General features: G+C 60.6%; 27 protein-coding genes and 1 pseudogene. 19 read left to right on the forward strand and 9 right to left on the reverse strand.

Going from position 1 to position 26,362, the window contains the following annotated elements; translation table 11 throughout:
* Positions 1 to 31: 31 nt before the first annotated feature.
* Positions 32 to 289 carry a PRC-barrel domain-containing protein gene (locus tag EGH25_RS06005; protein WP_266086742.1) on the forward strand — a complete coding sequence of 86 codons (258 nt, stop codon included), beginning with the start codon at positions 32 to 34 and terminating at the stop codon, positions 287 to 289.
* Between the two features lie 11 nt (positions 290 to 300).
* Here EGH25_RS06005 and EGH25_RS06010 read toward each other — a convergent pair whose 3' ends face one another.
* From EGH25_RS06010 to EGH25_RS06030, 5 genes are all read right to left on the reverse strand, one after another.
* Complete coding sequence (locus tag EGH25_RS06010) at positions 301 to 1,728, reverse strand: DHH family phosphoesterase (RefSeq protein WP_266086743.1); 1,428 nt, start codon at positions 1,726 to 1,728, stop codon at positions 301 to 303.
* A gap of 27 nt (positions 1,729 to 1,755) precedes the next feature.
* Positions 1,756 to 2,358 (reverse strand): CDP-alcohol phosphatidyltransferase family protein, encoded by a 603-nt coding sequence (locus EGH25_RS06015; protein WP_266086744.1) that lies wholly within the window; start codon positions 2,356 to 2,358, stop codon positions 1,756 to 1,758.
* Between the two features lie 3 nt (positions 2,359 to 2,361).
* On the reverse strand, positions 2,362 to 4,587 hold the full coding sequence (locus tag EGH25_RS06020; protein WP_266086745.1) for a CDC48 family AAA ATPase: 2,226 nt from the start codon (positions 4,585 to 4,587) through the stop codon (positions 2,362 to 2,364).
* A 67-nt stretch (positions 4,588 to 4,654) separates the two neighbouring features.
* Positions 4,655 to 6,904 (reverse strand): efflux RND transporter permease subunit, encoded by a 2,250-nt coding sequence (locus tag EGH25_RS06025; RefSeq protein WP_266086746.1) that lies wholly within the window; start codon positions 6,902 to 6,904, stop codon positions 4,655 to 4,657.
* Position 6,905: 1 nt separating this feature from the next.
* Positions 6,906 to 8,537: a COG1361 S-layer family protein gene (locus tag EGH25_RS06030; RefSeq protein WP_266086747.1), complete on the reverse strand. Its 1,632-nt coding sequence runs from the start codon at positions 8,535 to 8,537 to the stop codon at positions 6,906 to 6,908.
* A gap of 171 nt (positions 8,538 to 8,708) precedes the next feature.
* On the opposite strand from EGH25_RS06030, the gene EGH25_RS06035 reads away from it, so the two are divergent.
* The 10 genes and pseudogenes from EGH25_RS06035 to EGH25_RS06075 all read left to right on the forward strand — a co-directional run bounded on the left by EGH25_RS06035 (position 8,709) and on the right by EGH25_RS06075 (position 15,666).
* Entirely contained in the window at positions 8,709 to 10,319 is a 1,611-nt protein-coding gene (locus tag EGH25_RS06035; protein ID WP_266086748.1) for a potassium channel family protein, read from the forward strand.
* Positions 10,320 to 10,376: 57 nt separating this feature from the next.
* Entirely contained in the window at positions 10,377 to 10,922 is a 546-nt protein-coding gene (locus tag EGH25_RS06040) for an AAA family ATPase (protein ID WP_266086749.1), read from the forward strand.
* A gap of 51 nt (positions 10,923 to 10,973) precedes the next feature.
* The gene (locus EGH25_RS12300) at positions 10,974 to 11,114 is read left to right on the forward strand and encodes a DUF7563 family protein (RefSeq protein WP_420841092.1); all 141 of its coding nucleotides are present in this window, start codon (positions 10,974 to 10,976) and stop codon (positions 11,112 to 11,114) included.
* 50 nt (positions 11,115 to 11,164) lie between these two features.
* A complete protein-coding gene (locus EGH25_RS06045; protein WP_266086750.1) occupies positions 11,165 to 11,935 on the forward strand; it encodes an inositol monophosphatase family protein in 771 nt (256 codons plus the stop codon).
* Complete coding sequence (locus tag EGH25_RS06050) at positions 11,932 to 12,792, forward strand: NAD(+)/NADH kinase (RefSeq protein ID WP_266086751.1); 861 nt, start codon at positions 11,932 to 11,934, stop codon at positions 12,790 to 12,792. The genes EGH25_RS06045 and EGH25_RS06050 overlap by 4 nt, the downstream gene beginning before the upstream one ends.
* 45 nt (positions 12,793 to 12,837) lie before the next feature.
* A pseudogene (locus EGH25_RS06055) lies at positions 12,838 to 13,233 on the forward strand (VOC family protein); the annotation flags it as partial.
* 49 nt (positions 13,234 to 13,282) lie between these two features.
* Positions 13,283 to 13,591, forward strand: a complete 309-nt coding sequence (locus EGH25_RS06060; protein ID WP_266086753.1) for a hypothetical protein — start codon at positions 13,283 to 13,285, stop codon at positions 13,589 to 13,591.
* A 74-nt stretch (positions 13,592 to 13,665) separates the two neighbouring features.
* Positions 13,666 to 13,845: a DUF5786 family protein gene (locus EGH25_RS06065; RefSeq protein WP_266086979.1), complete on the forward strand. Its 180-nt coding sequence runs from the start codon at positions 13,666 to 13,668 to the stop codon at positions 13,843 to 13,845.
* A gap of 67 nt (positions 13,846 to 13,912) precedes the next feature.
* Complete coding sequence (locus EGH25_RS06070; RefSeq protein ID WP_266086754.1) at positions 13,913 to 14,884, forward strand: ABC transporter ATP-binding protein; 972 nt, start codon at positions 13,913 to 13,915, stop codon at positions 14,882 to 14,884.
* A gap of 41 nt (positions 14,885 to 14,925) precedes the next feature.
* Positions 14,926 to 15,666: an ABC transporter permease gene (locus EGH25_RS06075; RefSeq protein ID WP_266086981.1), complete on the forward strand. Its 741-nt coding sequence runs from the start codon at positions 14,926 to 14,928 to the stop codon at positions 15,664 to 15,666.
* 124 nt (positions 15,667 to 15,790) lie between these two features.
* Here the strand turns inward: EGH25_RS06075 and EGH25_RS06080 are convergent, their stop codons facing one another.
* Positions 15,791 to 16,291, reverse strand: a complete 501-nt coding sequence (locus EGH25_RS06080; protein ID WP_266086755.1) for a type IV pilin domain-containing protein — start codon at positions 16,289 to 16,291, stop codon at positions 15,791 to 15,793.
* A gap of 157 nt (positions 16,292 to 16,448) precedes the next feature.
* Between EGH25_RS06080 and EGH25_RS06085 the strand changes: the two genes are divergently transcribed.
* The 6 genes from EGH25_RS06085 to EGH25_RS06110 all read left to right on the forward strand — a co-directional run bounded on the left by EGH25_RS06085 (position 16,449) and on the right by EGH25_RS06110 (position 21,754).
* The gene (locus EGH25_RS06085) at positions 16,449 to 16,628 is read left to right on the forward strand and encodes a hypothetical protein (RefSeq protein ID WP_266086756.1); all 180 of its coding nucleotides are present in this window, start codon (positions 16,449 to 16,451) and stop codon (positions 16,626 to 16,628) included.
* Positions 16,629 to 16,678: 50 nt separating this feature from the next.
* The gene (locus EGH25_RS06090) at positions 16,679 to 17,533 is read left to right on the forward strand and encodes a DNA-methyltransferase (RefSeq protein ID WP_266086757.1); all 855 of its coding nucleotides are present in this window, start codon (positions 16,679 to 16,681) and stop codon (positions 17,531 to 17,533) included.
* A complete protein-coding gene (locus EGH25_RS06095) occupies positions 17,533 to 18,657 on the forward strand; it encodes a hypothetical protein (RefSeq protein ID WP_266086758.1) in 1,125 nt (374 codons plus the stop codon). The genes EGH25_RS06090 and EGH25_RS06095 overlap by 1 nt, the downstream gene beginning before the upstream one ends.
* Positions 18,658 to 18,700: 43 nt before the next feature.
* Positions 18,701 to 19,306, forward strand: coding sequence for a zinc metalloprotease (locus EGH25_RS06100; RefSeq protein ID WP_266086759.1), 606 nt, complete (start codon positions 18,701 to 18,703; stop codon positions 19,304 to 19,306).
* Between the two features lie 45 nt (positions 19,307 to 19,351).
* Positions 19,352 to 20,305: a phosphoribosylformylglycinamidine cyclo-ligase gene (gene purM / locus EGH25_RS06105; RefSeq protein ID WP_266086760.1), complete on the forward strand. Its 954-nt coding sequence runs from the start codon at positions 19,352 to 19,354 to the stop codon at positions 20,303 to 20,305.
* An 87-nt stretch (positions 20,306 to 20,392) separates the two neighbouring features.
* Positions 20,393 to 21,754 carry a wax ester/triacylglycerol synthase family O-acyltransferase gene (locus EGH25_RS06110; protein ID WP_266086761.1) on the forward strand — a complete coding sequence of 454 codons (1,362 nt, stop codon included), beginning with the start codon at positions 20,393 to 20,395 and terminating at the stop codon, positions 21,752 to 21,754.
* On the opposite strand, the gene EGH25_RS06115 is transcribed toward EGH25_RS06110, so the two are convergent.
* Complete coding sequence (locus EGH25_RS06115) at positions 21,744 to 22,574, reverse strand: serine protein kinase RIO (RefSeq protein WP_266086762.1); 831 nt, start codon at positions 22,572 to 22,574, stop codon at positions 21,744 to 21,746. The genes EGH25_RS06110 and EGH25_RS06115 overlap by 11 nt on opposite strands.
* 81 nt (positions 22,575 to 22,655) lie before the next feature.
* On the opposite strand from EGH25_RS06115, the gene EGH25_RS06120 reads away from it, so the two are divergent.
* On the forward strand, positions 22,656 to 23,465 hold the full coding sequence (locus EGH25_RS06120; RefSeq protein ID WP_266086763.1) for a hypothetical protein: 810 nt from the start codon (positions 22,656 to 22,658) through the stop codon (positions 23,463 to 23,465).
* 261 nt (positions 23,466 to 23,726) lie between these two features.
* Here EGH25_RS06120 and EGH25_RS06125 read toward each other — a convergent pair whose 3' ends face one another.
* On the reverse strand, positions 23,727 to 24,143 hold the full coding sequence (locus tag EGH25_RS06125; RefSeq protein WP_266086764.1) for a hypothetical protein: 417 nt from the start codon (positions 24,141 to 24,143) through the stop codon (positions 23,727 to 23,729).
* A gap of 254 nt (positions 24,144 to 24,397) precedes the next feature.
* On the opposite strand from EGH25_RS06125, the gene EGH25_RS06130 reads away from it, so the two are divergent.
* Positions 24,398 to 25,393 (forward strand): DUF368 domain-containing protein, encoded by a 996-nt coding sequence (locus tag EGH25_RS06130; protein ID WP_276591935.1) that lies wholly within the window; start codon positions 24,398 to 24,400, stop codon positions 25,391 to 25,393.
* A gap of 62 nt (positions 25,394 to 25,455) precedes the next feature.
* Here the strand turns inward: EGH25_RS06130 and EGH25_RS06135 are convergent, their stop codons facing one another.
* Positions 25,456 to 26,205 (reverse strand): helix-turn-helix transcriptional regulator, encoded by a 750-nt coding sequence (locus EGH25_RS06135; protein ID WP_266086766.1) that lies wholly within the window; start codon positions 26,203 to 26,205, stop codon positions 25,456 to 25,458.
* Positions 26,206 to 26,362: the final 157 nt, after the last annotated feature.

The raw sequence follows: 26,362 nt of genomic DNA on the forward strand, positions 1-26,362 counted from the left end.
TTTAATTTGTGCCGAAGACGTTTTGGCAGGTATGCAGGACGAGATAACCCGTCTGGTTGGTAGGGACGTCTACTCAAACAACGGCGTCTTCATAGGACGCGTCGAGGACGTTCAGCTGGATATCGACGAGCGCCGTATATCGGGTCTGGCTCTCGGTGACTCAAACGACGAGCTTTTCGAGCAGAACGGCAACAAGGGCGTCATAATACCGTACCGGTGGGTTAGCGCCGTCGGCGATATCGTAATCATCAAGGACATAATCGAGCGTCTCAAGGCGCGCGAAGAGTAGCGACGGACGGGTTACTCGTCTTCCTCGACGTTCATCGCGTCCAGAAGCTTCGTCTTGACCGTCTCCTCTGCGAGTTCCAGAAGAACCTCCCTGTCGTTCTCTTCGTCGGACACCGTACCGAAGATACCGAGCGGAACCGAGACGCGCGCCTCGTCGGCGTGACCCACCGACTCCGACTCGTCCTCGAAAGCCTCGTCGAAAGCGTCCGCAAGATCGACGCGCGCGTCCTTAGACACGCCGACGACCTGTATAACCTCGTCCGAGATACCGAAGACGACGGTCGTTGAGACGCCTTCGAGGTTGAGAAGCGTCTCCGCCGACCACGACAGGGCGTCGGGGCTGTTTATGAAGCCGACGTTGGAGACGAGGAAGGAGCCGTGTATCCCCCTGTTTGCGACAGCATCCGCGAGAACCTCGAACTCGTCCGCCGACATCGACGGCGATTCGAGGTCTTCGAGAAGATCCTCGTCGGCGAAAGGGAAGAGGTACGCGGCGGCTGTGAGATCCGCCGGCGTCGTGTTACGACGGAAGTACGATGTCTCGGAACGTATGCCGTGAAGAAGACCCGTGTAGACATCGGTCGGCGTATCGACATCTATCTCCTGAAGGTACTTGGTCAGAACCGTCGACGTACTCCCGACGTTCGAACCCACGTCGGCGTACGCCGACTCCACTGCTTCGTCCGTTTGGTTGTGGTCTATGACTATGTCGGCGTCAAAGCCGAAGTCGGCGTACTCGTCGGCTGAGTCGATCACCGCCACACCGTCGTAACCGTCGAGGGCGTCGTCGTCGCAGTCGTTTACGTCGAGTTCGAGGAGGTTCGCGAACGCCTCGTTGCGCTGGTACCGTTGGCTACCGCAGTAGAACGCCTCTGAATCCACGCCGAGCGCGTCGGCGATAGAGCACAGGGCGTTTGCGCTCGCTATCTCATCGGGTTCGAAGCTTCTGTAGACCACGACAGCGAGGCTTTCGCATTCCTCGATAACACCCACGAGACGGTCGACACGGTGCTCCATCTCGCCGGATTCGAGCGCGCGGAGGGCGCTCTCGGCGATAACCTCCGGCGGGTTGATAACGTAGTCAGCGCCCGCCTCTTCGAGTTCTTCGTGCGAAACCGGGTCGTTCGCGCGGACGACGACGTACTGGTCGGGGTTTTCGTCCTTGAGGTTACGGAGCGCCTCCTCGTTGTCCTCAACCGTACTCGTCAGCACGAGTGCGACGGGTGTACCCGAAACCATCTCGGCTACCTCCGGATCGGTTATGTCGCGCTCGACGGCGTTCATGTCCTGATCGCGTAACGCCTCGACGCGCGAGGGATCCTTGTCGAAGATTATGAGGTCGTCCCCCTGTTCGTGTAGACGGTCGGCGGCGACGTGACCCACGCTTCCACAGCCGAGTATGGCGTACTCAGGCACCGTATCCGACGCGGTTTCTGTCATACCTCCGAAGAGGAAGGACTGATACTTTTAGCTGTTGCCCGCGAGGCGTCGTATAGCCACGGCGCGCTGTAAAGCCGTAAGATGCCCTCCGACGGTTAGGAGGAACAGTACGACGATGAACGCCTCTACGCCCGCCGGACGGACGCCCGACGCCGTCGTGATACCGCCGATGACAACGAGCGCGGATATGTCGGCTCGCGTAAGAAAACCCCTGTATATCCTACCGATACCCTCAGCCTGTGCCGCGGTTCCCGCCTCGGCGACCAGAAGAACGCCTGAGACGGCGGCGGTTCCGAGGAGCCATTCGCCCGTCCCTCCGGCGATACCCCCTACGACCGCGGCGTCGGCGTACCTGTCGCCCACGTGATCGAGTAGATCCCCTCTCGCCGACGCTGTTCCTGTACGCCGTGCGAGTTCGCCGTCGAGTACGTCGAGTACGCCGTTTGTGATGACCAGAGCGACCGCGGCTATCTGTGACGCGGGCGTGGCGACGTAGAGGAGCGCGGAAGCCGAGAAGGCTACGAACACGGATACAGCCGTAACCGTATTCGGCGTAACGCCGGCGCGCTCCGCCACGGTTACAAGAGGCTCGACCGCCGAGTATCCGAGTCTCTCCGCCCTTTCGAGCACCGTCTACTGGAAGCCGACGTACGAGTCGCGTCTTCCGCTACGCATCTCGGCGTTTCCACCCTCGAACTCGTCGCGCATCTCCTCGTAGTACTCCATGATGTCGTCTGTTATGGTCGGACGTACCTTGTCGAGAGCCTCACGTACATGAGGCATCTTGACCGCCTCCGCGTCGTCGTCCTGCCGTAACGCGATAAGGCCCGCTTCGCGCGCTATGGTTTCGAGGTCGCTTCCGACGTACCCCTCGGTGATCTCGGCAACCTCGTCGAGGTTTACGTTGTCGTCGAGGGGTACGTCACGCGTGTGTATATCGAGTATCTCGCGCCGTTCGTTCTCGTCGGGTGCGCCGAGAAGAACGAGTCTGTCGAAACGCCCGGAGCGCAGGAGCGCGGGATCTATCATGTCGGGGCGGTTGGTCGCGGCGACGACCATGACGTCTTCGAGCTCCTCCAGACCGTCGAGTTCGGTCAGTAGCTGGTTGACGACGCGTTCGGAGACGCGTGACTCCCCACCGCCCGAACGCGACGGTGCGAGGGAGTCGAGTTCGTCGAAGAAGATGACACACGGCGCTACCTGACGCGCCTTACGGAAGGTCTGGCGTATCGCCTTCTCCGACTCGCCCACCCATTTCGAAAGCAACTGCGGTCCGCGTACGGATATGAAGTTCGCGCCCGTCTCGTTCGCAACCGCCTTAGCCATAAGCGTCTTCCCTGTTCCGGGCGGTCCGTAAAGCAGGACGCCCTTGGGCGGCTCTATACCCATACGGTCGAACTTTTCGGGCGACGACAGGGGCCATTCTATGGCTTCGCTTACCTCCTGGCGTTCGTCGGTCAGCCCACCGACATCTTTCCATGTCACCTGCGGGAGTTCGACGAGAACCTCACGCATCGCGCTCGGCTCCACCTCGCGGAGAGCCTTCTTGAAGTCGTCCTTGTTGACCACCATACGGTCTATCATCTCAGGCGGTATGTCCTCGTCGTCGAGGTCTATCTCAGGCAGGTACCGGCGTAACGCCTTCATCGCACCCTCCTTCGACAGAGACGCTATATCCGCGCCGACGAAGCCGTGTGTCTCGTTAGAGAGCTTCTCTACATCAACATCATCGGCGAGGGGCATACCGCGTGTATGTATGTTGAATATCTCCTGCCTGTCCTCAACGTCCGGCACACCTATCTCTATCTCACGGTCGAAACGTCCGGGACGGCGGAGCGCGGGATCGACCGAGTCGACACGGTTGGTCGCGGCTATGACGACGACCTGTCCGCGCTCCTCCAGACCGTCCATCATCGTGAGAAGCTGGGCGACGACACGGCGCTCGACCTCGCCCGTCACCTCCTCACGCTTCGGCGCGATAGAGTCGAGTTCGTCTATGAAGATGATAGACGGCGACTCCTCACGCGCCTCGTCGAATATATCACGTAGCTGTTGCTCGGACTCGCCGTAGTACTTCGAGATTATCTCAGGACCCGCGATAGAGAAGAACTCCGCACCCGTCTCGTTCGCAACCGCCTTAGCCATGAGCGTCTTACCCGTTCCGGGCGGTCCGTGGAGAAGCACGCCGCGCGGCGGCTCTATACCCAGACGCTGGAATATCTGCGGGTGCTTCATCGGTAGCTCGACCATCTCACGGACGCGCTGTATCTCCTCCTCCAGACCGCCGATGTCCTCGTACGTCACACCGCTCGTGTGTGATTCGACGCCCTGAGCGGGCTCCTCGCGTAGGACGACCTCCGTGTCTTCGGTAACCATCACGGTTCCGTCCGGCTCCGCCTCTGTGGCGATAAGAGGAATCGCCTGTCCGGGCGACCGCATGAACGGATGGTTGGTAGACGACATGACGGGGACGACGTCGCCCTCGCGCACGGGACGTTTTAGAACCTGTCTCTTTACCATACCCGACGCGTCGCTACCGAACTGGACGCTCGCCCCCTCCGGCGGCGCGAGAACCACACGGTCGGCGTCCGTCGTCTCAGCCTTCCTTATCGTAACGCGCTCTCCGATACCCACATCGGCGTTCTGGCGCGTAAAGCCGTCTATACGTATCGTATCGTTGTTCCAGTCCTTACGGTCGGCGCGCCAGACCTTCGCCGCGGTCGTATCCGCGCCTTCGATCTCGATAATATCGCCGGGGCTAAGCTTGAGATGTAGAAGCGTGTCGGGGTCGAGACGAGCAATACCGCGACCCGAGTCGTTGGGGTACGCCTTAGCGACCTCCAGTTCGACTTCGTTCATGTGACTGACTAACGTACGTGTTCCGGCGCAAAAGTCTTTGTGTATGACGGGTGGCTGACCCTGCGTTCTACTCCGACGGTTCGGCGGACGCCTCCTTCGCCCTGAGCCGGTTCAACGTATCCGCCTTGAGTGAGTCCATCACGATGAGCACGGGCGGGAGCGTCGTAAGAGCCGCTATGAGGGTGAGGAAGATGACGCCGACGGTCAGGTATCCGAAGTCGCCGAGTATGGGGAAAGGCGAAAGCGTGAGAGCCGAAAAGCCGAAGACGGTCGTCATACCCGATACCGAGATAGCCTTACCCACACGTTGCCCTGCGGTTTCGACGGCGTCGAGCGGCGCGACGCCCTTCTCGCGCTCCTCGTAGTACCTCTCCATCACGATGATCGTGTACTCCGCCCCTATACCGACCGACAGAGCGCCGAGCGACGCGCCGAGCGGCGAGACGCTTATCTCGAAGATGTACATGTAGACGTTCTGCCATCCCACGACGAACAGCATCGGTATCAGAGGCGCTACCGACTTAACCGGATGCCTGTAGTACAGGAGGAGGAGGACGAAGACGAACAGGACACCTAGAGCCGTGATACCGTTACGTGACTCTATCTGTTCGACCGTCGAACCCGGCGCTATGACGTTCGTCCCCGTGAGTTCGGCGTCCACCCCGGGAGGCGGACGGCTCGTCTCGACCGCCTCGTCGACGTTCTCGGTCAGCGAGATCACCTTACCCGTCGACAGACCGCGTTCGCCCAGAACAGTCATACGTGTATAGCCGTCGCTGTAGAAACGTGCCGTCTGCGTCCGTGGTAGCTCTGCGAGAACCGCCTCGACACCCGCCGTCGTCGCGGGTATCTCTCCGCCGTTGTTCGCCTTCACGAGCGTAGCGGGCGACTCGACGCCCGTCACTGACCCCGCTTCGGTCACCACGTCCCGGAACTCCTCCATCCAGCTCAAGGTTTCGGGGTTACGTAGGTCGCCGCCCGTGACGAGCATGTCGTACCTGTTCGCCGAACCCCCTCCCGTCTCATCACGGAACTGCTGTAGGTCGAGGAGTGCGGGAAGGTCGTCGGGGACGAACTCCTCAGGATCCGCGAGAGTGTCGAGCGTCGTCGAGGCGTACATACCCCCGACCATTACGATCCCCGCAAGAAGTATGACGGGTGCGGGATGCTCCGCGAGCTTCCGTGAACCCGCACCGAGGGCGCGCCCCGCCGTACCGACCTCGCCGTCGTCGTCCTTCCGTATCTCGTCGCCGTCATCGTTGTCCTCCTCACCGTCCCCGCGGTACCTGACGTACAGCGTAAGCGCGGGGAGGAGGACGATTATAGCCGTCAGGAAGGTCAGGAAGACACCGAAGATAGACGTCTGGGCGAACCAGACGAACGCGGGCACGCCGATCGTCGAAAGCCACGTAGCGCCGAAGCCGAGCGCCGCGGCGAGCATGGCGATCAGAACCGGGGGTCCTATACCCCCGACCGCCGCAGGGAGCGCGTCACGCGGTGGCTTGTCTTCGAGTTCCTCCTCGTACCTCTGGTGGAACTGTACGGAGTAGTCGATACCGAGACCTATGAGTATAGGGAAGACCGCCGAGGTTAACGTCGAGTTGGGTACGCCCGTGAAGCCCATCGCACCGAACGTGTAGATAACGCCAACGAAGACGGCGACGATAGGTAGGAGACGTAGACGGACGCCGCGGAACAGGAAGAACAGCGCCAGTATCATAAGACCGACGGCGAGACCGAGCAGGCTCGACGTGCTCTGTCCTATAAGCCGGTTCAACTGTGACGTGAAAGCGGGCTGTCCCGTCACGACGACATCGACGCCCGCGGGGAACGACGCCCAGTCCTTCGCATCAACCGCCGCCTCGTAGACATCGCGCTGTTCGCCCTGCGAAAGGTCGGCTTCGAGTACGACTGAGACGACGGTGGTACTCGAAGGGTCGATTACCTCACGTATACGCGCGCTCGAACCCGGAACGCGTGCGTACGCGGCGCGCACCTCGTCGGCGGGCGTCGCCACCGCCCGGACGTTCTCGACCTCCGAAATACGTCTGTCGAAACGGTCGACGGCGGTCAACGTAGCGGGATCCGTAACGTCGCCGTCGACGAGAACAGCGATCGTCTTTCTGTCGAACGACTCCTGATACGTGTTGAGCGTCGGATCCTCGGAGACGAAGGCTTCGTTGCCCGTCACGCTCGTTATGTTCGCCGCGCCGCCTACCGACACGAGTATAAGAACGAACGCGACCCCAAGCGTGGTTCCCGGATGCTCCGCAACCGTCCTTCCGACAGCCGTGAAAGCTTCTCTGAGACGTTCCATTCTAACGCCTTGTGTAGACGAAGACACCGCCCGCTACGACGATCACGAGGACGAAGGCGACGACGTAGATCGTCGGTATACCGCCCGATGACTCCGAAACGGGCAGACCGAAGCTTAAGCCGTCGGAGAGTTCGGTGTCGCCCGTCGTGTCCTCGTACCTGACCTCAAGCGACGCCGCGTACTCCTTCGCCACCGCGTCGCCCGTCGCCGAGACGGTGTATACGGCGGTCTTTGTCTCGCCCGCGTCCATCTCGGCGAGGAATGCGCTGTTGTCCGACGACGAAAGCGGGTCGTTCAGGAAAACCTTGGCGTTGACATCGCTGACCGCGGCGTCGCCCGTGTTACGTACGTCGACACGTAGTTCGTCGCTACCGCCCGCCGTGACGGATGTCTCAACGTCGACCACCTCGAAGTCGTCGACCTGTTCGCCCACCGTCACGCGTTTCCTCACGGGCGTGTCGGTTCGCCGGAGGTCGCCGTTCTCGTTCTCGTACTCGACACCGAACGCCAGAGACCTGTTGCCCGGCTCGGCGTCCTCGCTCACGGCGAGCCTGAAGCCGACGCGTTCCGAACCGTTGGGCGTAAGATCGCCCACGGCGGACTCAGGACCCGTCGGTGTTATAGCACCCTGAGCGGAGACGGTCACGACGGCGTTGTACGCCACAGCCGCACCCTCGTTGACGACGTTCCCCGTCACGACCACGTCGTTCTCGCCGACACGTAGGCTCTCGGCTTCGAGGTTTTCGATACGGAAGCTACGTTCGTCACCCACGGGAACGTCCGTCGACAGGTTGTCGGAGACATCCCTGACGCCGTTCCGGTTGAAGAAGCCCACACGCGCTGTCACGGGGTACTCACCCGGTGTCGTTTCGGTATCGGCGTTTACCTTAGCCGATACGGTCGTCGTCTCACCCGGCTCTACCTCCGACGCCGATACCGAGGTAGACGGACGCGGGTTTGTCAGCGGTCCGAAGGCGATGTTACGTGAACCCGAGGTGAGACGTACGGTCGCGTCGTTCGCAGTCTCGTCCCCCACGTTACGTAGCGTGAGTTCGTAGATACCCGTGTCACCTGCGTACAGGCTCGACGCCCCAGCCGAAACGACCTCGAAACGCGGCTCACGTTCGACGACTATCTCGACCGTCTCCGTCACCGACCTCTCGAAGTCGCTGTAGCTCGCACCCGTGTATCCGGGCGGCGTCGCAGTCTTGAGGTACTCGACGACACGCGTCGAGTCGTACTCTATCTCGACGGGTATCTCGTACGTACCCGGCTCGACCGACCTGTCGGTCTCGATAACGAAGGAAGCCGACCGCGGCACGCCGTCGCGCACGGAGCCGAGCGTGATCGTTCCCGTCTTGAGGTCTATCGGCGTCCGCCCCTCGTTCACACTGACACGTACGTTCCTCGCCGTCTTGACGCGTTCCTCGTACTCGGCGGGACCGCCGCTCCTGATGTTACCTGAGTTAGACAGCACTATATCGAGCGTCGCGCGCTCGCTCGGACCGAACCTGTTGTCGGCGACCGAGACGTCTATCTCAGGCGAACCTACGACCTGTTCCTCCGCGGCGACAGCCGGTGTGGCGGCGAGCGCCGCTACGACGATCAGACCGACGACAGCCTTTCTATACACCCGAAAACCACACCCCTGCTACGACATCTCTTCGACGTTCTCCGAGAAATGTCTTTATTAATATACTCACAGTTTACAGGGTGGGCTACGCACAATAAACCCACCGAAAACCGCGCACACCGCCTCCGAAGCCGGCGGAAGGGTTTTATCCGCGTCTCACGCCGAAACCGTATGAAGCTGTGGAAACGTCGTGCCGTCACGACCGTCGTCGCAATCGTCGTTCTCATCTTCATATCCTCCTTCGTCTACCACTACACCATGATCGTCTTCGAGGGGCGCTCCCCAAGCTACTTCAACTCGTTACGCGCCGTCGTCGAGACGTACACGGGTACGGGTTACGGAGCCGACGCGCCGTGGGATACGCCCGTCGCAAACCTTCTCGTCACCGTCATGGATCTGTCGACCTTTCTCCTCCTGTTCATCGTACTGCCCTACGTCCTCAGCCCGGTTCTTGAGGAGGTGCTTTCGCCCGACGTTCGCCGCTCCGTCGACGACACAGACCACGTCGTCGTCTGTGACTACACGTCGAGAACGGAACAGCTCGTCACCGAGTTCGAACGTAGGAACGTCGACTACGTTGTTCTTCTCGACGACGAGGACAGGGCTGTCGAACTCAGGGAGGAGGGTATAGACGTCGCATACGGCGACCCCTCTTCCTCCGACGACCTTCGGAGCGTCAACGTCGACGAAGCAGGCTCTGTCGTCGTCGACACCGACGACTCCGAGTCGGCGAGCATCGTCCTGTCTATCACCGAGGTCGATCCCGATGTCCGTGTAATTGTGCTTGTCCGTGACCTGTCGCTCGAAAAGTATCTGGAGTACGCGGGTGCCGACACCGTCCTGACCCCCCGCCATCTCGTCGGACGCCGTATCGCCGAGAGGATACGGAACGAGGCGAGTCTGGCTTACAGCGACGTAACCGGTCTCGGAGACGGCTTCGCTATCGTCGAACTCAACGTCTTCTCCCAAAGCCCTCTCCACGGTAAACACCTCGGTGAGTGCGAGGGGTTCGGCGGAGGTAGCCTTACCGTCGCGGGCGTCTGGGACGAGGGGGGTTTCGTCCCCTCACCGTCGCCTGATACCGTCATAGACGACGACACGGTTCTTCTCGTCGCGGGACCACAGGACGAACTCTCGGGGTTCGAGAGACGGATGCACGCGGGTAACGGCTCCGAAACCCATGTGGTTGTAGCGGGGTACGGTGAGGTGGGTTCGACAGTAACCGAACGTCTCGAAGCCAGCGACGCGCGGTGTACTGTCGTGGATATAGAAGGCTACGACGATGTCAATGTCGTCGGCGACGCCACCGAGGAGGACGTGCTACGTGAGGCGGGTATCGAGGACGCGACGGCTTTCGTCGTGGCTATTCAGGACGACGACGAGTCTATACTTACGGTACTCGTCGCGCGCGAAATCGTCTCCGACACGGATATAGTCGCACGCGTCAACGACTCCGACAGCGAGAGCAAGATACGTCAGGCGGGTGCCGACTACGTTCTTTCGTTACCTGAGATAAGCGGTAGAATACTCGCCGCCGAGGTACTCCGTGAGGAGATACTTTCATACGACCGTCAGCTAAAGGTCGTACGTATCGAAGGCTCCGTCTTCTCCGGGAAACGCACCGACGAACCCCCCGTTACCGACGACGGGTTCGCCGTCGTAGCCGTCGAACGCGACGACGAGGTACTTGTCGAACTATCCTCCGACTTCGTCTTCCGTGACGACGACAGGGTGCTCGTGGCGGGTAACGACGACGCAATCGACGCCGTCGTCCATGGCTGAGGTAGTCTTCCCCGACGTACCGTAACGTCTTACACCGGCGCGCGCGTTCAGCCGTCTATGAACGTAGTAGGCGTCGTAGGTATGCCGGCAAGCGGTAAGAGCGAGGCGGCGCGTCTCGCGCGCGACGAGGACGTACCCGTCGTCACCATGGGCGACGTAATCCGCGACGAGGTCGAGCGCCGAGGACTCGAACCGACCGACGAGAACATGGGCAAGGTCGCAACGGCGTTACGCGACGAGGAAGGCGACGACGCCGTCGCGCGCCGGTGCGTCGAGGAGATACGCGCGCACGACGGTTCCACCGTCCTCGTCGACGGTCTACGTAGCGACGAAGAAGCCGACTACTTCCGCGACGAGTTCGGGGAGGGCTTCACGCTCGTCGCCGTAGAAGCCCCGTTCGAAACACGTCTCGAACGCGTCCGCGACCGCGACAGGGACGACGACATGGCGACCGCCGACGAACTCCGCGACCGCGACGAGCGCGAACTCGGCTACGGCATGGGGGAGGCTATCGAGAACGCCGACGTACGTATACGGAACGACGGGTCGCTCGGTGAGTTCCGCGACGGGTTCCGCGGCGTCCTGACGGAAGAAAGTCAGTAGCTTTATACTCACAAACTGTTTTTGGAGGAACGACAGAAAGGTGCATCAGAGATGGCAAGGTGTCAGAGATGCGGTTCGTACGTAAGTGAAAGCTACGCAAAGGTATTCGGAAACAACAACGACGACGTTCACGCGTGTCCCTCGTGTGAACGTAGCAGAGGTATGGACACGGAAGCGAGCGGCGGTCTGTAACGCGTTCTCCTCCGGAAAACGTAAGACGCGCCCACACGCATGTCGGTTAGATGCTGAACCTGTGTAAGGAGATAGCCGACGCCGTCCATGAGGTAGTCGAACCCGCTCTCGGCGACCCCGGCGGCGGTGAAGTCGTCGGAATGGGTGCGGACGGAACACCCACGAAACGGATAGACGAGGTTGCGGAGGAGCGCGCGCTTGAGGTCGTGGACGGGTACGACGACCTGCGTGTCGTGACCGAGGAGGCTGGCGAACGCGTCTACGGCGACCCGACGCATACGGTCGTTCTCGACCCCGTCGACGGTACGTACAACGCGACACACGGTATACCTCTTCACTCCGTCTCCGTGGGTATAGCCGACGGCGACTCGGTCGACGACATGCAGTACGCGTACGTACGTGAGCTAAACACCGGCAGGTCGTACACGGCGGAGCGCGGCGAAGGCGCTTACTTCGAGGGTGAACCCCTCTCGGTATCGGGCGAGTCGACGCCCGCGAAGATGACCGTCGGCGGCGTCTACAACATCGAAGGCTTCGACCCGACCGAGTTCGACCGTCTCCGTCTTCTCGGCTGTTCGAGCCTCGAACTCTGTTACGTCGCCGCGGGGAGGCTCGACGCCTTCGTCGACATGCGCGCCTACCTACGTGTCGTCGACTTCGCCGCCGCGAAGCTCGTAATAGAGGAGGCGGGCGGTGTTGTCACCGACGGCTACGGCGACAAACTCCATCAGGTCGTAACGCCCGAACAGCGTTCGAGCGTCGTCGCCGCCAGCCCTGAGGGTCACGAAAGCACGCTTGAGGTACTGGGGGTGTCGTCTTGAGGGTCGGTATCGTCTCTTACTACGTCCGGGGTACCGCATACGAGCCTAAGAGCGACGCACACGCGCGACGCCTCGACGAGTCGCGCGCCGTCGTCGAACGTCTCATAGACTTCCTCGACGACCGTGGCGTGGATGTCGTCGTAAACCTCGAAACCGCGGAGGTTCTCGGCGTAGACGGGGTTCCTGTCACAGAGATGGAGGACACCGCGGACGTCGTTCTCGCCGTCGGTGGCGACGGAACCGTCCTGCGCACCTTCACGCATATGGATGACCCCGTTCCCGTCCTGTGCATAAACACGGGTCGTGTCGGCTTTCTCGCAGGTGCAACGCCACAGAACGCCCTCGACAAGGTCGCCGAGGTGCTCGACGGCTACGACGTCGAACACCGCGCGCGTATCTCCGTCGAGGTCAACGGCGAACCCCTCCCGCCCGCGTTAAACGAGACGGTCGTCGTGACCTCACGTCCCGCCAAGATAATGGGGTTCGACGTCTACCACGACGACGAACTCGTCGAAAGCGTACGCGCCGACGGTCTGGTCGTCGCCACGCCGACGGGTTCGACGGCGTACTCTATGAGCGCGGGCGGACCTCTCGTAGACCCGAACGTCGAGTCACGTCTCGTCGTCCCCCTCGCACCTTTCCGTATGAGCGTCGCGCCCTGGGTACTCGGCTCCGACGCCGAGACGAGGCTCGTACCCACGCTCGTCGAAAAGTCTGCGACTGTGGTCGTCGACGGCGACGAACACGCCGAGGTCGGACGCGGCGACGAGATTAGCTTTAGGCGCGCCGAGAACGACGCGCTGTTCGTCGACACGGGCGACACGTTCTTCGAGAAGATACGTAACAAGCTCTCGTGACCGAACCGACGTGACGTTTTTGTCGCACGCTGACGAAGGACGACCATGGTCGGAAGCTACATAGACCACACGATGATACGTGTTGAGGATCGAGAGGAGTCGATCGACTGGTACCGCGAGAAGCTCGACTGGGTCGTCCACCGCGAGGTCAGTATGGAAACATTCGACCTCATCTTCATAGGTCCGGAGGATTCGGACGACGACGACCATCTCATAGAACTCACGTACAACCACCCCGACGACGAGACGGGCGAGAAACAGACGTACGACTTCGGCGACGCATGGGGTCATTTCGCCATCGCTGTCGACGATGTCTACGATACGTACGACGAACTCATGGAACGCGGCGTCGAAGACTACCGCGACCCCGACTCGTGCGGCGGTTCGTACGCGTTCGTCAAGGATCCCGACGGGCACGAGATCGAACTCGTCGAGCGCGACCTGTAGAGTCGTCGTAACTACTTAATGCATGGCTTTAGAAACAACGGATATGGTACAGCTCTTCGCCTTCCCGTTTGAGGGGTTCGACACCGACTCGCTCCTGATGGTCGGCTCTCTGCTTCTCGTCTCGGTTCTGCTCGTCCAGATCGCCCTTATTTACAGGAGACGTTCCTCGTCGGATCCGCCCCAACCCAACCCCGCCGAGGCAGGCGACGGCGAAGGTATGGTAGTCTGCCCCGAATGCTCACAGCCCACCGAAGCCGAGTACCGTTACTGCCGTTACTGCGCGAGCGACACGGGCAGGAGCTACATCGGCTCACGCGGCGACGATAGCTCGAACGGGAGCGGTATGCTCTGAGAAGCGGGGTTCGACGGTCGTCGTAGCCCTTGGTTTTTTGAGGGGGCGTTCATATATGGATACGGGTGGAAACCATGGGAATGGGTGCATATGACGAGAGCGAGCAGAACAGACGCGAAGAGACGAAGCAGGTAGACGACGAAGAGGCGGAGCAGATAACCACCGACCAGTACGACGGCGACGTTTCCTACGACACACCGGAGACGGCTGACGTTTTGATGGAGAACTTCAGACGCGGAGATGACGGAGCCTGACGGAAGGAGTCAACGACTCCGACGCGGTTTCCAACATGCTTAACGTCGTCCGTGTCCGTTTTTCGACGTGTCAGCCATAGAGACGGAAGACCTGCGTAAACGGTACGGTGACCTGCAGGCGCTCAAGGGCGTGTCGCTCGAAGTCGACGAAGGCGAGTTCTTCGGTCTTCTCGGTCCCAACGGCGCGGGGAAGACGACGTTCATAAATATACTCGTCGGTCTGGTCAAGAAGAGCGGTGGCGAGGCGCGTGTCTTCGGGTACGACGTAGAGGACGACTACCGCGAGGCGCGCGACGCCATCGGTCTTGCGCCTCAAGAGTTCAACGTCGACCGTTTCTTTCCTATACGCGAGGTTCTCGTCCACAAGGCGGGGTACCACGGGGTACCAAAGGATGTCGCGGAGGAGCGCGCCGACGAAGCACTCCGGACGGTCGGAATCTACGACAAACGCGACACGCGTTTCCACTGGCTCTCCGGCGGTATGAAACGGCGTTTCATGCTCGCTCGCGCCATGGTCACCGACCCCGATCTTCTCATACTCGACGAACCGACAGCGGGCGTCGACGTACAGCTACGCCACGACCTCTGGGAGATAATCACGCGTATGAACGAGGAGGGGACGACGGTTCTACTGACGACCCACTACATAGAGGAGGCTGAGAGACTCTGCGACCGAGTCGGTATACTCGACGAGGGCGAGGTCGTCGAGGTTTCGTCGCCCGACGAACTCATGTCGCGCGGCACGGACACCGTACGCGTGACTCTCGCGGGCGAGATCGACGCCGTACCCTCTGCGCTCAACGGGAAGGTGAACGGAGGCGCGGACGCCGATGGGTACGAGGCGCGCGTTGAGGACGGCGAACTCGTCGTTGAGACGCGTAACGCGGGCGCGACGCTCGCAGAGGTCATGCGCGCTCTCGACGACGCGGGGCACGATGTCGTCGACGTAGAGATGTCGCGCACCTCTCTCGAAGAGATCTTCGTCGAGGTGACACGTGACCACGGCGACGTAACCCGCGCGCCGGAGGGTGACGCGTGAGCACGCGGTCGTACGGTCTTCCGACGGGCTTTGTGACCCTGATGCGGCGCGAGGTTCTGCGTTACATACGTCGTCCGCGGAACACGTTCATGCCGCCCCTCATAACGAACGTACTTTACTTCTCCGTCTTCGGCGTCATACTCGGAAACCGCGTCGGCGAGATACAGGGCGTCTCTTACATACTTTTCCTTCTACCCGGTCTCGTCGTACTCGGCGCTATCTCCAACTCGTTCGAGAACTCGTCGTTCTCCATCTTCCACGGACGTTGGAACGAGTATATACAGGCGACGACGACCTCGCCGCTTTCGTACACGCATATGGTTCTCGCGTACGTCCTTTCGAGCGCCCTACGCGGCGTCCTCATCGGTATCCTCATAACGGGCGTCGGCGCTATCTTTACCTCTGTGACCGTACGGAACCCGTTCTACCTCGTCGCCTTCATACTCGTCATCACAGTTCTGTTCTCCGCCCTCGGCGTCGTCGGCGGTCTATGGGCGCGCGACTTTGACTACCTGACGGTAATGAACCAGTTCCTCCTCCGCCCTCTCGTCTTCTTCGGCGGTATCTTCTACTCGCTCGAAGTCCTGCCGACGCTCTGGTTCTACGTCTCGCTCCTCAACCCGATGGTCTACATGGTAAACGGCGTCCGTTACGGCTTCCTCGGCGCGGACGCCGTCGACGTGGGACCCAACGCCGCGCTCGTGGTTCTGACGACCGCGGCGGTTGCCGTCGTAGCCCTCGATATCGTGCTGTTCCGCCGCGGGTACGGGCTTACGGAGTAGGATCTTTCCGGAAGACGACATGACGTACCCCCTGGTTTAACACAGCGATGTACTGTCTCCGAGGAGGATCCCGACCTTGTCCGGTAATGAGTAGTACCGAACCCAACCTCCGTGTTCTACTGACTCACGGTTCGGAGAGCGATCCAAACTCGTACACAACGGATTCGGTATCCCCGTTATCGTAAATTACCACGACCTCTCTTCCTTCGACGCTCGGATTGCTGTTCGGGGGTTCAAACCATGCGGTATCACCCGCACTGAGGCGTTGACTTGGGGGTGGAGTTCCGTAGTTATTCAGCTCCCTCCAAGAAAGACGGTCGGCTGGACCCGGAGAGCCGTCTTCGTGTTGGATCCGGGTACCTTTGAATGCGAGGAACAGTTCGTCGTTCCTAACATTACCAGCGGTAATCACATTAACCTGTACTTCATTAGGTGACTTGTCCCTAACGTCTACAACATCCACGACAGCTCGCTCCGCAGGCTCGTTCTGATCAGAAAGTTCTACCACTGTCGTACCGATAACCGCGGCTAGTATTACCGTGATAGCTACCATGAGAATAACCCCTATTACAGGGGAGACTGCCTTAGCTTTCTTCTGAGTACCTCCAACTCTATGTGATTTCATGCGGTGTTATACTGAGTACATCTTGCTCGGAAATAAGTATATCCCTCAGTACCTTAGAAAGCCAACATATTGGGATGTCGCGGTCGATATCGTGCTGTTCAGGTGTGGATACGGGCTTACGGGGTAGGCTTTTACCCCATCGTGACGTGCGTTTGGTATGCCTCACCGATGCTTCGAACACGCCACAGTTGACGAGAGCGGTTTCGAACTGGTCGACGGATACATACGTGGTACAGCCCAAGCCGTCTGTTCGGTGTGCGGGGCAGATCTGACCTACGAGTACGTTCTCGATAGGACTGTTGACGACTCCGGCGAGGTGGATTACGTCAACTGCTGAACTACGGCGGAGTAGTTATATGTCCGTCCGTTCTTTTTCGCCGTAATCAGATGGAAGAGTACGACCTGACCAACGGCGTTGTCTACCACGGCGACTGTCTCGAAGGTATGCGGAAACTCGAAGACGGTTCGGTGACACTCGGCTTCACCTCGCCGCCGTACTTCAACGCGGTCAACTACGAGGAACACGTCGAGAAGCTTCAGGGCGACAAGGATCGCTGGGAACGCGAGGAGATGTCGTACGACGACTACCGCGACTTTCTCGTCGAACGTTTCGAGGAAGTTCTGCGCGTAACCCGTCCGGGAGGCTATACGGTCGTGAACATCTCCCCTGTCCACTGGGAAGGCGAACGTATCCCTCTACCGTTCCATTTTGTCGGCTGGATGGAGGAAGCAGGCTGGAAGTTCAAGGAGGACATAGTCTGGGAGAAACCCGTTGCGAAGGACAGGCGCTCCGGGGTGCTCCTCCAGAACCCGTATCCGGGATACTACTACCCGTCGGTAGTCTCCGAGTACATCTTCGTGTTCCAGAATGAAGCCGACGACGAGGAGAAGAACAGTATCTACTGGGACAGGAGCGAAGAGGAGAAGGAGGAAAACCGCATCAACCTCGACGACTATCAGGGGGAGAAGTCGAAGAACGTCTGGAAGATACGTCAGGTTGCGCCGGGTGAAAACGAACACCCAGCGCCTTTCCCGCGCGAACTCGCGGAGCGCATAACCGAGTTCTACTCATACAAGGGCGATACTGTCATGGACGTATTCGCGGGTAGCGGACAGACGCTTCTCGCGGCGCAGGAACTCGACCGCGAGTTCGTCGGCTTCGAGACACAGAAGGAGTACGTCGATTACGCCGTTGAGCGTATACAGAACGAGAACTCGCAAAAGACGCTGGGTGACATATAATGCCGCTTGATATCTCCGCGCGTATCGAGAACGTCGAGTACACGCCGCTACTCTGTAAGGAGCTCAACGAGTACGGTATGGAAGATCTCCTTTCGGGCAGTGCTTTCAACGACGGAGCCTTTCGTCTCCGCACCGATGGCGGCGACCTCGGCGTCAGCTGGTGGGTTACGCCGAAACGGACGCGTAGCTACCCGTACACACGCGTCTACGACACGATGGATACGCCCAAGAAGGTCACCGTAATCCCGATAGTCAAGGACGAGGGTGCGGACGGCGACCGTGACTACCTCAAATGGTCGAGCGTCTCGCTGATGAGCCTCCTCGGTGTCTACGTCATACCCGCTTACTACGCGACCGCGGTCAAGAATCCGGAGTACGAGAACAAGATAACCGGTCAGGAGTTCGACTACGAATACGTCGTTAACAAGATAGACGAACTCCTCGGATACCAGAGCGATGCGCTCCACTGGAACATGAAGGAGATGGAGCGTCTTGACGAACTCGCTGAGGTATGTGAGAAGAAGTATTATGAGGAGATATCCGCCGAAACCGGTGTCAGTATGCACAGCAGGAGCTACTTCAAAAAGAAAATGAAGGAGATGACCGAGGGTGTAGAGGAGTTCAAACGCACGTCGAAACAGCAGTCGAAGGAGGCACAGCGGCGTGAGTTCCTGACCGACCAGCCTAAGGAGAAGGCGGTATACGACAAGGGGCGCGTTACCGTCGAGAACTTCCTCGGTGGTCTCTACCACTTCACCGCGGACGAGGCGATGGTAGTAGACGACACCGTCGTGCTCATCGAGAAGAAGCACACGCGGAGGACAATGCCGAGTCTCGGAGACATCAAAGACGGCTTGCTGAAGTCGGTAGTCTTCTCCAACATAGAGGAAGCAGAGACAAAGGAAGGAACGTACGATGTCAGGGCAGGCGTGGGTATGACGGGCGATGACTTCCCCGGTATCTGTACCGAATCTTCGGAGATACCCGACGGTCTCAAGGACATGTACCGCGACCGTCTGTCGAACATCTTTGACGAGTGCGAGAGAAACGGTCTGGTGTGCTACGGTTCACCGAGCGACATCACCCGCGACGAAGAGCGCGCGCTCGTTGCTGACGCCCTCTGACCTGTATGACAAACCCCTTTACCTGCCGTCGCCTCGCGTCCGTATGCGCCTGTCGACGAGCCGTACCGAGACGCGTGACCTCGGACTCGCTTGGCTCGCACTCACGCTCGGTTTTACGCTCCTTCTTACCGACCTCGGTAGCATCGCGCGCGGCTTCAACGCCGACGCCTTCGTCGGTACATTCGTCGCGGCTTTCGGTACCGCGGGCGCGGGTTTTCTTCTCCACGAACTCGCCCACAAGCTCGTCGCTCAGAGGTACGGCTACCCCGCTGAGTTCCGCGCCGACTATGAGATGCTCGCCGTCACGATCGCGTCGGGCGCTCTCGGCTTCCTGTTCGCCGCGCCGGGTGCGGTACACGTCCGCGGGCGTGTCGACGACCGCACCAACGGCGTCGTGGCTCTCGCTGGACCCGCGACCAACCTCGCGCTCTTCGCGCTCTTCGTACCCGTCTCCCTCGTCGCGGGCGACGGCTTCATCGGCTACGCGGCGTCGCTCGGCGTTTTCGTAAACGCGCTCCTCGCCGCGTTCAACCTCGCCCCGTACGGACCCCTTGACGGACGTAAGGTTCTCGCGTGGAACCGCCGTGTCTACGCCGTCGTTCTCGTCGTCGCCGTCGCCGTCGCGGCGTACTCGTTCCTCTCTCTCTGAACCGCCGACCGCAACCGACTTGTCTCTCGCACCCACACCCCGACCATGGACTACGCAGACGCAGGCGTCGATATAGACGAGAGCGACGACGCCGTCGCGGCGCTCGCCGCGAGTATCGCAGGCGGAGGCGGTGAGTACGCGGGTACGTTCGAGTACGGTGACGACACGCTCGCGCTCACGACAGACGGCGTCGGCACCAAGATACTCGTCGCAGAGGCGGTCGGTGACTACTCGACGGTAGGCATCGACTGTGTGGCGATGAACACGAACGACCTCGTGGCTATGAACATCGAACCTCTCGCCTTCGTCGACTACCTCGTCGTTGAGGAACCTGACGACGATATCTCCGCCGAGATAGGCGAGGGACTCGCCGAGGGCGCAGAGCGCGCGGGCGTTTCGGTCGTCGGTGGTGAGACAGCCGTCATGCCTGAGGTCGTCGACGGCGTCGACCTCGCGGGTTCGTGTGTCGGCGCGGCGGACGACGGTATAACCGACGGCTCACGCACCGAACCGGGCGACGCAGTCGTCGGTATACCGTCGAACGGCGTCCACTCGAACGGTCTGACGCTCGCACGTAAGGCGCTCACGGGCGGCGACAAGGATGCGTACGCAGAAACCGTCCCGTACGCCGACGCGACGGTGGGCGACGAACTCCTCGAACCGACGCGTATCTACACATCGCCGCTCGAAGCGGCGCGCGAACACGACGTACGCGGTATGGCGCATATCACGGGCGGCGGCTTCACCAACCTCGAACGTCTCGCAGACGCGCGTTTCGTCGTCGACGACCCCCTGCCCGCACAGCCCGTGTTCGACCTGATCGCCGAACGCGGCGACGTAGACGAGGACGAGATGTACAGAACCTTCAACATGGGCACGGGGTTCGTCCTCGTAGTCCCCGATGACGAGGCGGAGGACGTCGCCGAGACGGTCGACGGACGTGTAATCGGACGTGTTGAGGAAGGCGAGGGCGTCGTCGTCGACGGTGTCGAACTCTGACCCCGATCGCCGGTGGATATATCTCCGTCCGGACAAAACACGGTCTATGTCACGAGAACTACCGCGGAGAACGACGGAGGCGGTTCTATGATGATAGACCCCTTCGACGGCGACGGCTACCTCCCGTCGAACGACAACGCATGGCTACGTATGGACGACCGTACAAACAGGATGATCGTCACGGGCGTCCTAATCTTCGACGACCGGGTTCCGTACGACGACCTCGTCGACCGTTTCGACGACAGGCTCACGAGGTTCGACAGGTTCAGACAGCGTCTCGTAGAGCCTTGGCACGGGATGCGCCCACGGTGGGAGGAGGATCCGCTCTTCGAGGTCGAGAACCATGTCACGCACGTCGCGCTCCCCGAACCTCAGGGGGACGAGGAGTTTCAGGGGTTCGTCGGCGACGTTATGGACGACGATCTTGACCACGGTAGACCGCTCTGGCAGACGTGGCTCGTCGAGGGCGCTGGCGACGGCGACGGTAACGCGCTCGTCGTCCGTATCCACCACGCGCTCGCCGACGGCTTCGCACTCCTATACGTCCTGTTCGGTCTCGCCGACAACCCCGACGAGATAGAGCTACCCATCGGTGAGCTACCTCCGCTTCCCGGAGAGGAGGGAGCCAACGGAACCGACGACACCGACAGCCGTCTACCCGATGCCTCCTCTCCGCTCGAAAGACTGTCCCGCGGAGCCAAAGCCGCGGGTTCGGTTCTCTCCTCCTTCCCTCTCTCGCGCGAACCCGAAACACCGTTGCGCGGACGCCTCACCGCCTCCAAACGCGTCTCGTGGACACGAACCTTCGGTCTTGACGACGTAAAGTCAGCGGCGCACTCACACGACGGCACACTCAACGACCTCCTTATGGCTGTGACGGCGGGTGCCTTCCGGAGGTATACGGAGGAACGGGACACCGAGGTACCCCAAGACCTCGAACTCACGACGGCGATGCCCGTCAACCTCAAGCCTCTCGCAGACCGCGACGAACAGCTTGGTAACTACTTCGGTCTCGGCTTCATCGACCTTCCCGTCGGCGTCCGCGACATACGGCGACGCGTCCGTGCGGTACAGGATCGGACGGGGGTTCTCAAGCAGGGAACCGAAGCGCGTATGACCTACTCCGCCCTCGACGCCGTCGGCGCGATGCCTGATTCCGTACAGGACGTTGCGTCGACGGCGTTTAGGGGGCGCGTAACCGCCGCCATCACCAACGTTCCGGGACCTCTCGAACCTCTTGAAATCGCCGGTACGGAGGTGGACGACATAATCTTCTGGGCACCGACGACGGAGGATATCGGTATAGGTCTGAGCATATTCAGCTACGGCGGGCGTGTACGTATAGGCGTCGCCGTCAATGAGAACGTCGTCCCCGAACCCGACGCGCTCGCAGACGCCTTCGAGGAGGAGATGGAGGAGGTGCTCGCGTCTACCGCGGCTAACCCGTGACGCGTTTCAGAACCTCATCGCGCGACGTACCGACGCCGAGCGACGAGAAGAAACGCGCCACGTTTTTGCAGTCGTTCTCCAGAAGGTCGTCGGCGCGCGGATGTTTGACATCGACCGACTGTCCCATGTCGATGACGACCACCTCGCCGTCGTGTACCAGAAGGTTGTACTCGCTCAGGTCGCCGTGCACAATCCCCGCGTCGTGGAGGCGCGAGGCGTACCCGACGACGACCTCGTAGCACGTTTCGGGGTTCTCGATTTCGACCTCACGTATCTGTGGCGCGCGGACGCCGTCTTCGCCGACGAACTCCGAGACGAGGATGTTGCGCTCGTGTGCGACGGGTTCGGGTACGTTCACACCCGCCTCGGACGCGCGGTGTAGGTTGGAGTACTCGCGCCGGACCCATTCGACGACGAGTTCCTTCTTGCTCCGCGCCCCCTCGAAACGCGGGTCGCCTTCGAGATACTTACGCATATCGTCGAACGACGACGCCGCGACGCGGTAGATCTTTAAAGCCACCTCACCGTCCGCACCGTCCGCCTCAACGACGTTCGCCTCCTTACCCGACGAGACGACACCGCCGACGGCGCGTACGTGACCGTCGCTAACGAGCTTGTACAGGGCGCGTAACGTCGGTTCGTCGAAGACTTCCGCCTCAACGTCGTACGCATCCGAGTCCTTGATACGCTCCTCGAACTCCCTTAGCTCGGCGTCGTCGACGGCGCGCTCACGTTCAACCGTCTCGTCCTCGTCTATCTCACCCGCAAGCTCCTCGTCGTGTGTGCGCTCGGCGTCGGTCGGTTCGTGTTCGTCTTCCACGTTCCGTCTCCGGGATGAGCGCGGAAAAGCGTGGGGTTCGCCGGGCAGAAAGCATTTGTCGCGTGCTTCGTTATCGCCGACATGCCGACGCGCCGTTCGTTTCTCGCCGGCTCCGCTGGTGTTCTCACGGGCTGTCTCGGCGACGACGGCGACAACGAGACGAACGAGAGCGACGACGAAGGCGAAGCCGACTTCGCCGTAACCACCTCCAAGAACACGGTCGAACCCCCGCGTGACACCGTTGAGGTCACTCTGACGAACGAAGGCGACGGTTACGGCGGCTACAACCCCTACTGGAGTATCTACAGACGTATCGGCGACGGGTGGCGTTTTGTAGCACCCGTCAAACGAACCCTCAGAGCACCCTTCCTATCCGCCGGTTCTGAGGAGACACGGACGTTCACGGTCGACAACACCGACCACGAAGCCCGCGGACAGAACGAAGAAGGCGGCTGGACGTTCTGGGGACTCAACCCCGGACGTTACGCCGTCGAACCCGCCAACGGGATGTACGCCGAGTTCGATGTCGAGGGCGAACCGCCTGATTTCTCAGATACCACCGTCTCGTACGGCATCAGGAACGAGGACGCCCAAACCGTAATCTACGCCGAGGAGGAGCTACGCGATCCGGAACCGTCGATCCGCGTTACGCGAACAGACGCCGACGGCGTGAACCTCGTAGAGGAACAGCTAAACCAGCTTGGTGCCGTCCGCGACGCCGTGCTACACGCCAACGGCGAGGCGGTCGTCTACACCGACGACGCGGCGACGGTATACGCCTACCTGCAACGGTACGCGTCCGAGCGCTCGTACGAGACCGAGGACGAAGAACCCGTCGTCTTCAGGTACGAAGGTGAAAGCTACCGTGTCGAGTGGCTTGACACGGATTAACCTACTTTCGGCGTCGCGGGTGACGGTTCGACCGTCTCTTCTCCGAAATCAAGCACACCCGCAGGGCTTATACACTATCATCGCGTACCTTTGATAAGATGAGCACCAGAAAAAAAAGAGCAAGACGAAACCTTCGTCGAAAAGATGCGGAGGGATCGTGAGGAGAACGCCGAGCTGTATCGGGCGCTCGCTACGGAGCCGGGAGACATGGAAGATGTCCCGGACTACGATCTCGGAAAGTAGTTACAGAACGAGTTTGAACTAGTCTCGCCAGACTGCGTACAGGCTGTCTTTCTCGTAGTAGTTTCCCATGTCTACGCTGACGTTTCTCGGTTCTTCTTTCGATCTCCTCAAACCGTCCATGGTTATGTCCTGAACCTCTCCGAACGGTTCGAACGGTTCAATCCTGTTATCGTCCATCATAGCCCTCAGCGTCTTCATGCCGGTTCGGTGATTCACGTCCGGGAAGAAATGTACGCCGACTATCGCATGCATCCACAGCGCGGACTGTTCAACGAGAGGTTCGTCGGTCGGGAAACCGTCGATTATACGCTGGAGGTCGTGTCTGTCGCCCCTGTCGAGCTTCATCTTGCTACGGGTTTCGAGGTGGGTGTATGAGTGCACGTCCTCGTACTCAGTATCGCTGTCTTCATTCCTTGACCTCTTGAACTCGTCCATGTTCGCGGTAATGACACTACCGACGTTAACCGTAACTTTCGTTATACGTGGCTCGCCGCCGTCCGTCTCAGACCCGTCGGGACTGTCGTGGATATACGTTCTTGGCGCTCACCTCTCTTCTTCGTTTCGGCGTGCTCGAACGACAGCGCGCCGCCAACAGAAGACCGCCGACCGTCATCGCGCGCCGTTCCCTGCGTCTACCCGAAACCGAATCCGTCACCTACTTTGCCGGGGCTGACGCGTATACCCTACCCATGACCGACGACACCTCTACACGCGGCTCCTTCCCCGGAATCCGCGACTTCCTCCGTACCTTCGTCATCGGTATCTGCATGGGGAGCGCCGACGCAGTGCCGGGCGTTTCGGGCGGTACCATAGCACTAATCGCCGGAATCTACGGACGCCTCATACGTATGGTCACGGCTATTACGCCCGGACGCCTCTTGGGTCTACTCGGCGCTCTCGTACCGTACAACGGACGCGTCTCTGTACAGGACGCCGTCGGAGTCTGGGACGAACTCGACGGCTGGTTCGGTCTCGCCCTCGCAACCGGCGTCGTGACCGCCGTCGTGGTCGTTACACGTGTTGTCCACGTCGCAAGCCGGAACAGCCCGACGCTCCTGTTCGGCTTCTTCTTCGGTCTCATAGCCGCCTCCGCGGTCATACTCGTGCGTGAACTCACCGTAGCCACGGCGTTTCAGGCGTCGATGGCTGTCACGGGGTTCGCCGTCGCCTTCCTCCTGTCCGGCTCCTCAACGTTCCTCTCCGCGGGCGGTCTCCTCGTCGTCTTCGCCTCCGGCGCTATCGCTGTCAGCGCTATGATACTCCCCGGCGTCTCAGGCTCACTTCTTCTCGTCGTACTCGGTCAGTATACACGGATGTCCACGACCCTAACGCGTTTCGTCGACGCCCTCGCAGGTGTTGTCACGGGGGGAACCGCCGACCGTCTCACCCAACACGCCGCTGTCGTTGGAACGTTCGTCGTCGGCGGTCTCGTCGGTCTTTTTACCGTCTCGCGCGTCGTCCGTTACGCCCTCGACCGTAACCGCCGCGCCACGATGGCGTTCCTCGTCGCACTCGTCGTCGGCGCTCTACGCGCACCCGTCGAACGCGTCGGTACGGAGGTGGGGTTCACGACCGACGTGGCGCTCGCCTTCGCCTCCGCCGCCGTCGTCGGTGCGGTCGCTTTGCTCCTACTCGACTGGTACGCTATCGATCTCGATCTCGAAACAGTGGATACGGAGAGGTGATCGGCTCGTCGGACAGGTCTGACGAACGCAGGAGAGGGCGCGAACGGGTAGGTCGGTGTAGTTCACACAGCCTTGCGCCGAACCTTCGTTGCGCCCCGGCGGTACTTACTGAAGACCTCGTCTCCCTTATCACGTACCGGAACGCGGTCGGATACGACACCGCCCAGTACCCCTCCTTCGCCATCGTAGGATATCACACAGACACCCGTGTCGGAGACGAGAAGACCGTACGGCACCGTACGTTCGGTGACGTAGACGGAAACGCCGTTCTCCAACTGATCCTCAAGCATCTTAGGGTACCGTCTCCGAACGTGCTCAAAGACATCCTTCTCCAAGACGAACTCCGCATCCATACCTTCGACAGCCTTCCGCCGAGCGAAACGGACGTACCTCTCGGTGACGACGGGCGCGAGTCCCCGAACCGTTTCCGACGCGTTAACCATATCCTCCATACGCGACACGGGCTTCTGGGGTGCGTGCGGTTCGGGTAGGACGGTATCGGCGTCCGAAACCATGTCGAGGTCGAAGTCGTCACCGAGTCCTTCGAGAACCGGACGCGCCTTGCACACACGTGACATCTCCTCGTGCTTTTGATACACTTCCTTTCCGTACGCCGTCAGGTCGTAGCCTCCGCCCCCGTTAGTTATCAGACCCACGTCCTCCAGTTCACGTAGTGACTTGTACACCGTCGAGTCAGCCATCTCGGTCTCACGCCGCAGGTCGGACGCGTCGTATTCTCGCTCGTGTATACGTTTGAGAACGTCGGCGCGTTTGGACAGGACATCGTGCAGTTCGGCGGTACCGTGGGACATACGCGCGTATACCGTTCCGTATCTTAAGTCCTTTTTGCCGGGTACCGGACGGCTGACCTGACGTTACATGCTCCGTGTAACTTTCACGGTTCGTGTAATTTCTACGGTTCGTATAAATTTCACAGTCCGTACAAATTCCATGTTTCATGCAAATTTT

Origin of the sequence: Halorutilus salinus (assembly GCF_026242195.1) — an archaeon.
In the GTDB taxonomy this organism is placed as follows: domain Archaea; phylum Halobacteriota; class Halobacteria; order Halobacteriales; family Halorutilaceae; genus Halorutilus; species Halorutilus salinus.

Coding starts and splice junctions, on each gene's coding strand:
- EGH25_RS06075 (WP_266086981.1), top strand. CDS start 14,926: ATGCGGCGCGAGGTTCTGCGTTACATACGTCGTCCGCGGAACACGTTC.
- purM (WP_266086760.1), top strand. CDS start 19,352: ATGGACTACGCAGACGCAGGCGTCGATATAGACGAGAGCGACGACGCC.
- EGH25_RS06005 (WP_266086742.1), top strand. CDS start 32: ATGCAGGACGAGATAACCCGTCTGGTTGGTAGGGACGTCTACTCAAAC.
- EGH25_RS06040 (WP_266086749.1), top strand. CDS start 10,377: ATGAACGTAGTAGGCGTCGTAGGTATGCCGGCAAGCGGTAAGAGCGAG.
- EGH25_RS06125 (WP_266086764.1), bottom strand. CDS start 24,143: ATGGACGAGTTCAAGAGGTCAAGGAATGAAGACAGCGATACTGAGTAC.
- EGH25_RS06035 (WP_266086748.1), top strand. CDS start 8,709: ATGAAGCTGTGGAAACGTCGTGCCGTCACGACCGTCGTCGCAATCGTC.
- EGH25_RS12300 (WP_420841092.1), top strand. CDS start 10,974: ATGGCAAGGTGTCAGAGATGCGGTTCGTACGTAAGTGAAAGCTACGCA.
- EGH25_RS06045 (WP_266086750.1), top strand. CDS start 11,165: ATGCTGAACCTGTGTAAGGAGATAGCCGACGCCGTCCATGAGGTAGTC.
- EGH25_RS06135 (WP_266086766.1), bottom strand. CDS start 26,205: ATGTCCCACGGTACCGCCGAACTGCACGATGTCCTGTCCAAACGCGCC.
- EGH25_RS06100 (WP_266086759.1), top strand. CDS start 18,701: ATGCGCCTGTCGACGAGCCGTACCGAGACGCGTGACCTCGGACTCGCT.
- EGH25_RS06080 (WP_266086755.1), bottom strand. CDS start 16,291: ATGAAATCACATAGAGTTGGAGGTACTCAGAAGAAAGCTAAGGCAGTC.
- EGH25_RS06130 (WP_276591935.1), top strand. CDS start 24,398: ATGACCGACGACACCTCTACACGCGGCTCCTTCCCCGGAATCCGCGAC.
- EGH25_RS06020 (WP_266086745.1), bottom strand. CDS start 4,587: ATGAACGAAGTCGAACTGGAGGTCGCTAAGGCGTACCCCAACGACTCG.
- EGH25_RS06110 (WP_266086761.1), top strand. CDS start 20,393: ATGATGATAGACCCCTTCGACGGCGACGGCTACCTCCCGTCGAACGAC.
- EGH25_RS06120 (WP_266086763.1), top strand. CDS start 22,656: ATGCCGACGCGCCGTTCGTTTCTCGCCGGCTCCGCTGGTGTTCTCACG.
- EGH25_RS06065 (WP_266086979.1), top strand. CDS start 13,666: ATGGGAATGGGTGCATATGACGAGAGCGAGCAGAACAGACGCGAAGAG.
- EGH25_RS06010 (WP_266086743.1), bottom strand. CDS start 1,728: ATGACAGAAACCGCGTCGGATACGGTGCCTGAGTACGCCATACTCGGC.
- EGH25_RS06095 (WP_266086758.1), top strand. CDS start 17,533: ATGCCGCTTGATATCTCCGCGCGTATCGAGAACGTCGAGTACACGCCG.
- EGH25_RS06060 (WP_266086753.1), top strand. CDS start 13,283: ATGGTACAGCTCTTCGCCTTCCCGTTTGAGGGGTTCGACACCGACTCG.
- EGH25_RS06090 (WP_266086757.1), top strand. CDS start 16,679: ATGGAAGAGTACGACCTGACCAACGGCGTTGTCTACCACGGCGACTGT.
- EGH25_RS06085 (WP_266086756.1), top strand. CDS start 16,449: ATGCCTCACCGATGCTTCGAACACGCCACAGTTGACGAGAGCGGTTTC.
- EGH25_RS06025 (WP_266086746.1), bottom strand. CDS start 6,904: ATGGAACGTCTCAGAGAAGCTTTCACGGCTGTCGGAAGGACGGTTGCG.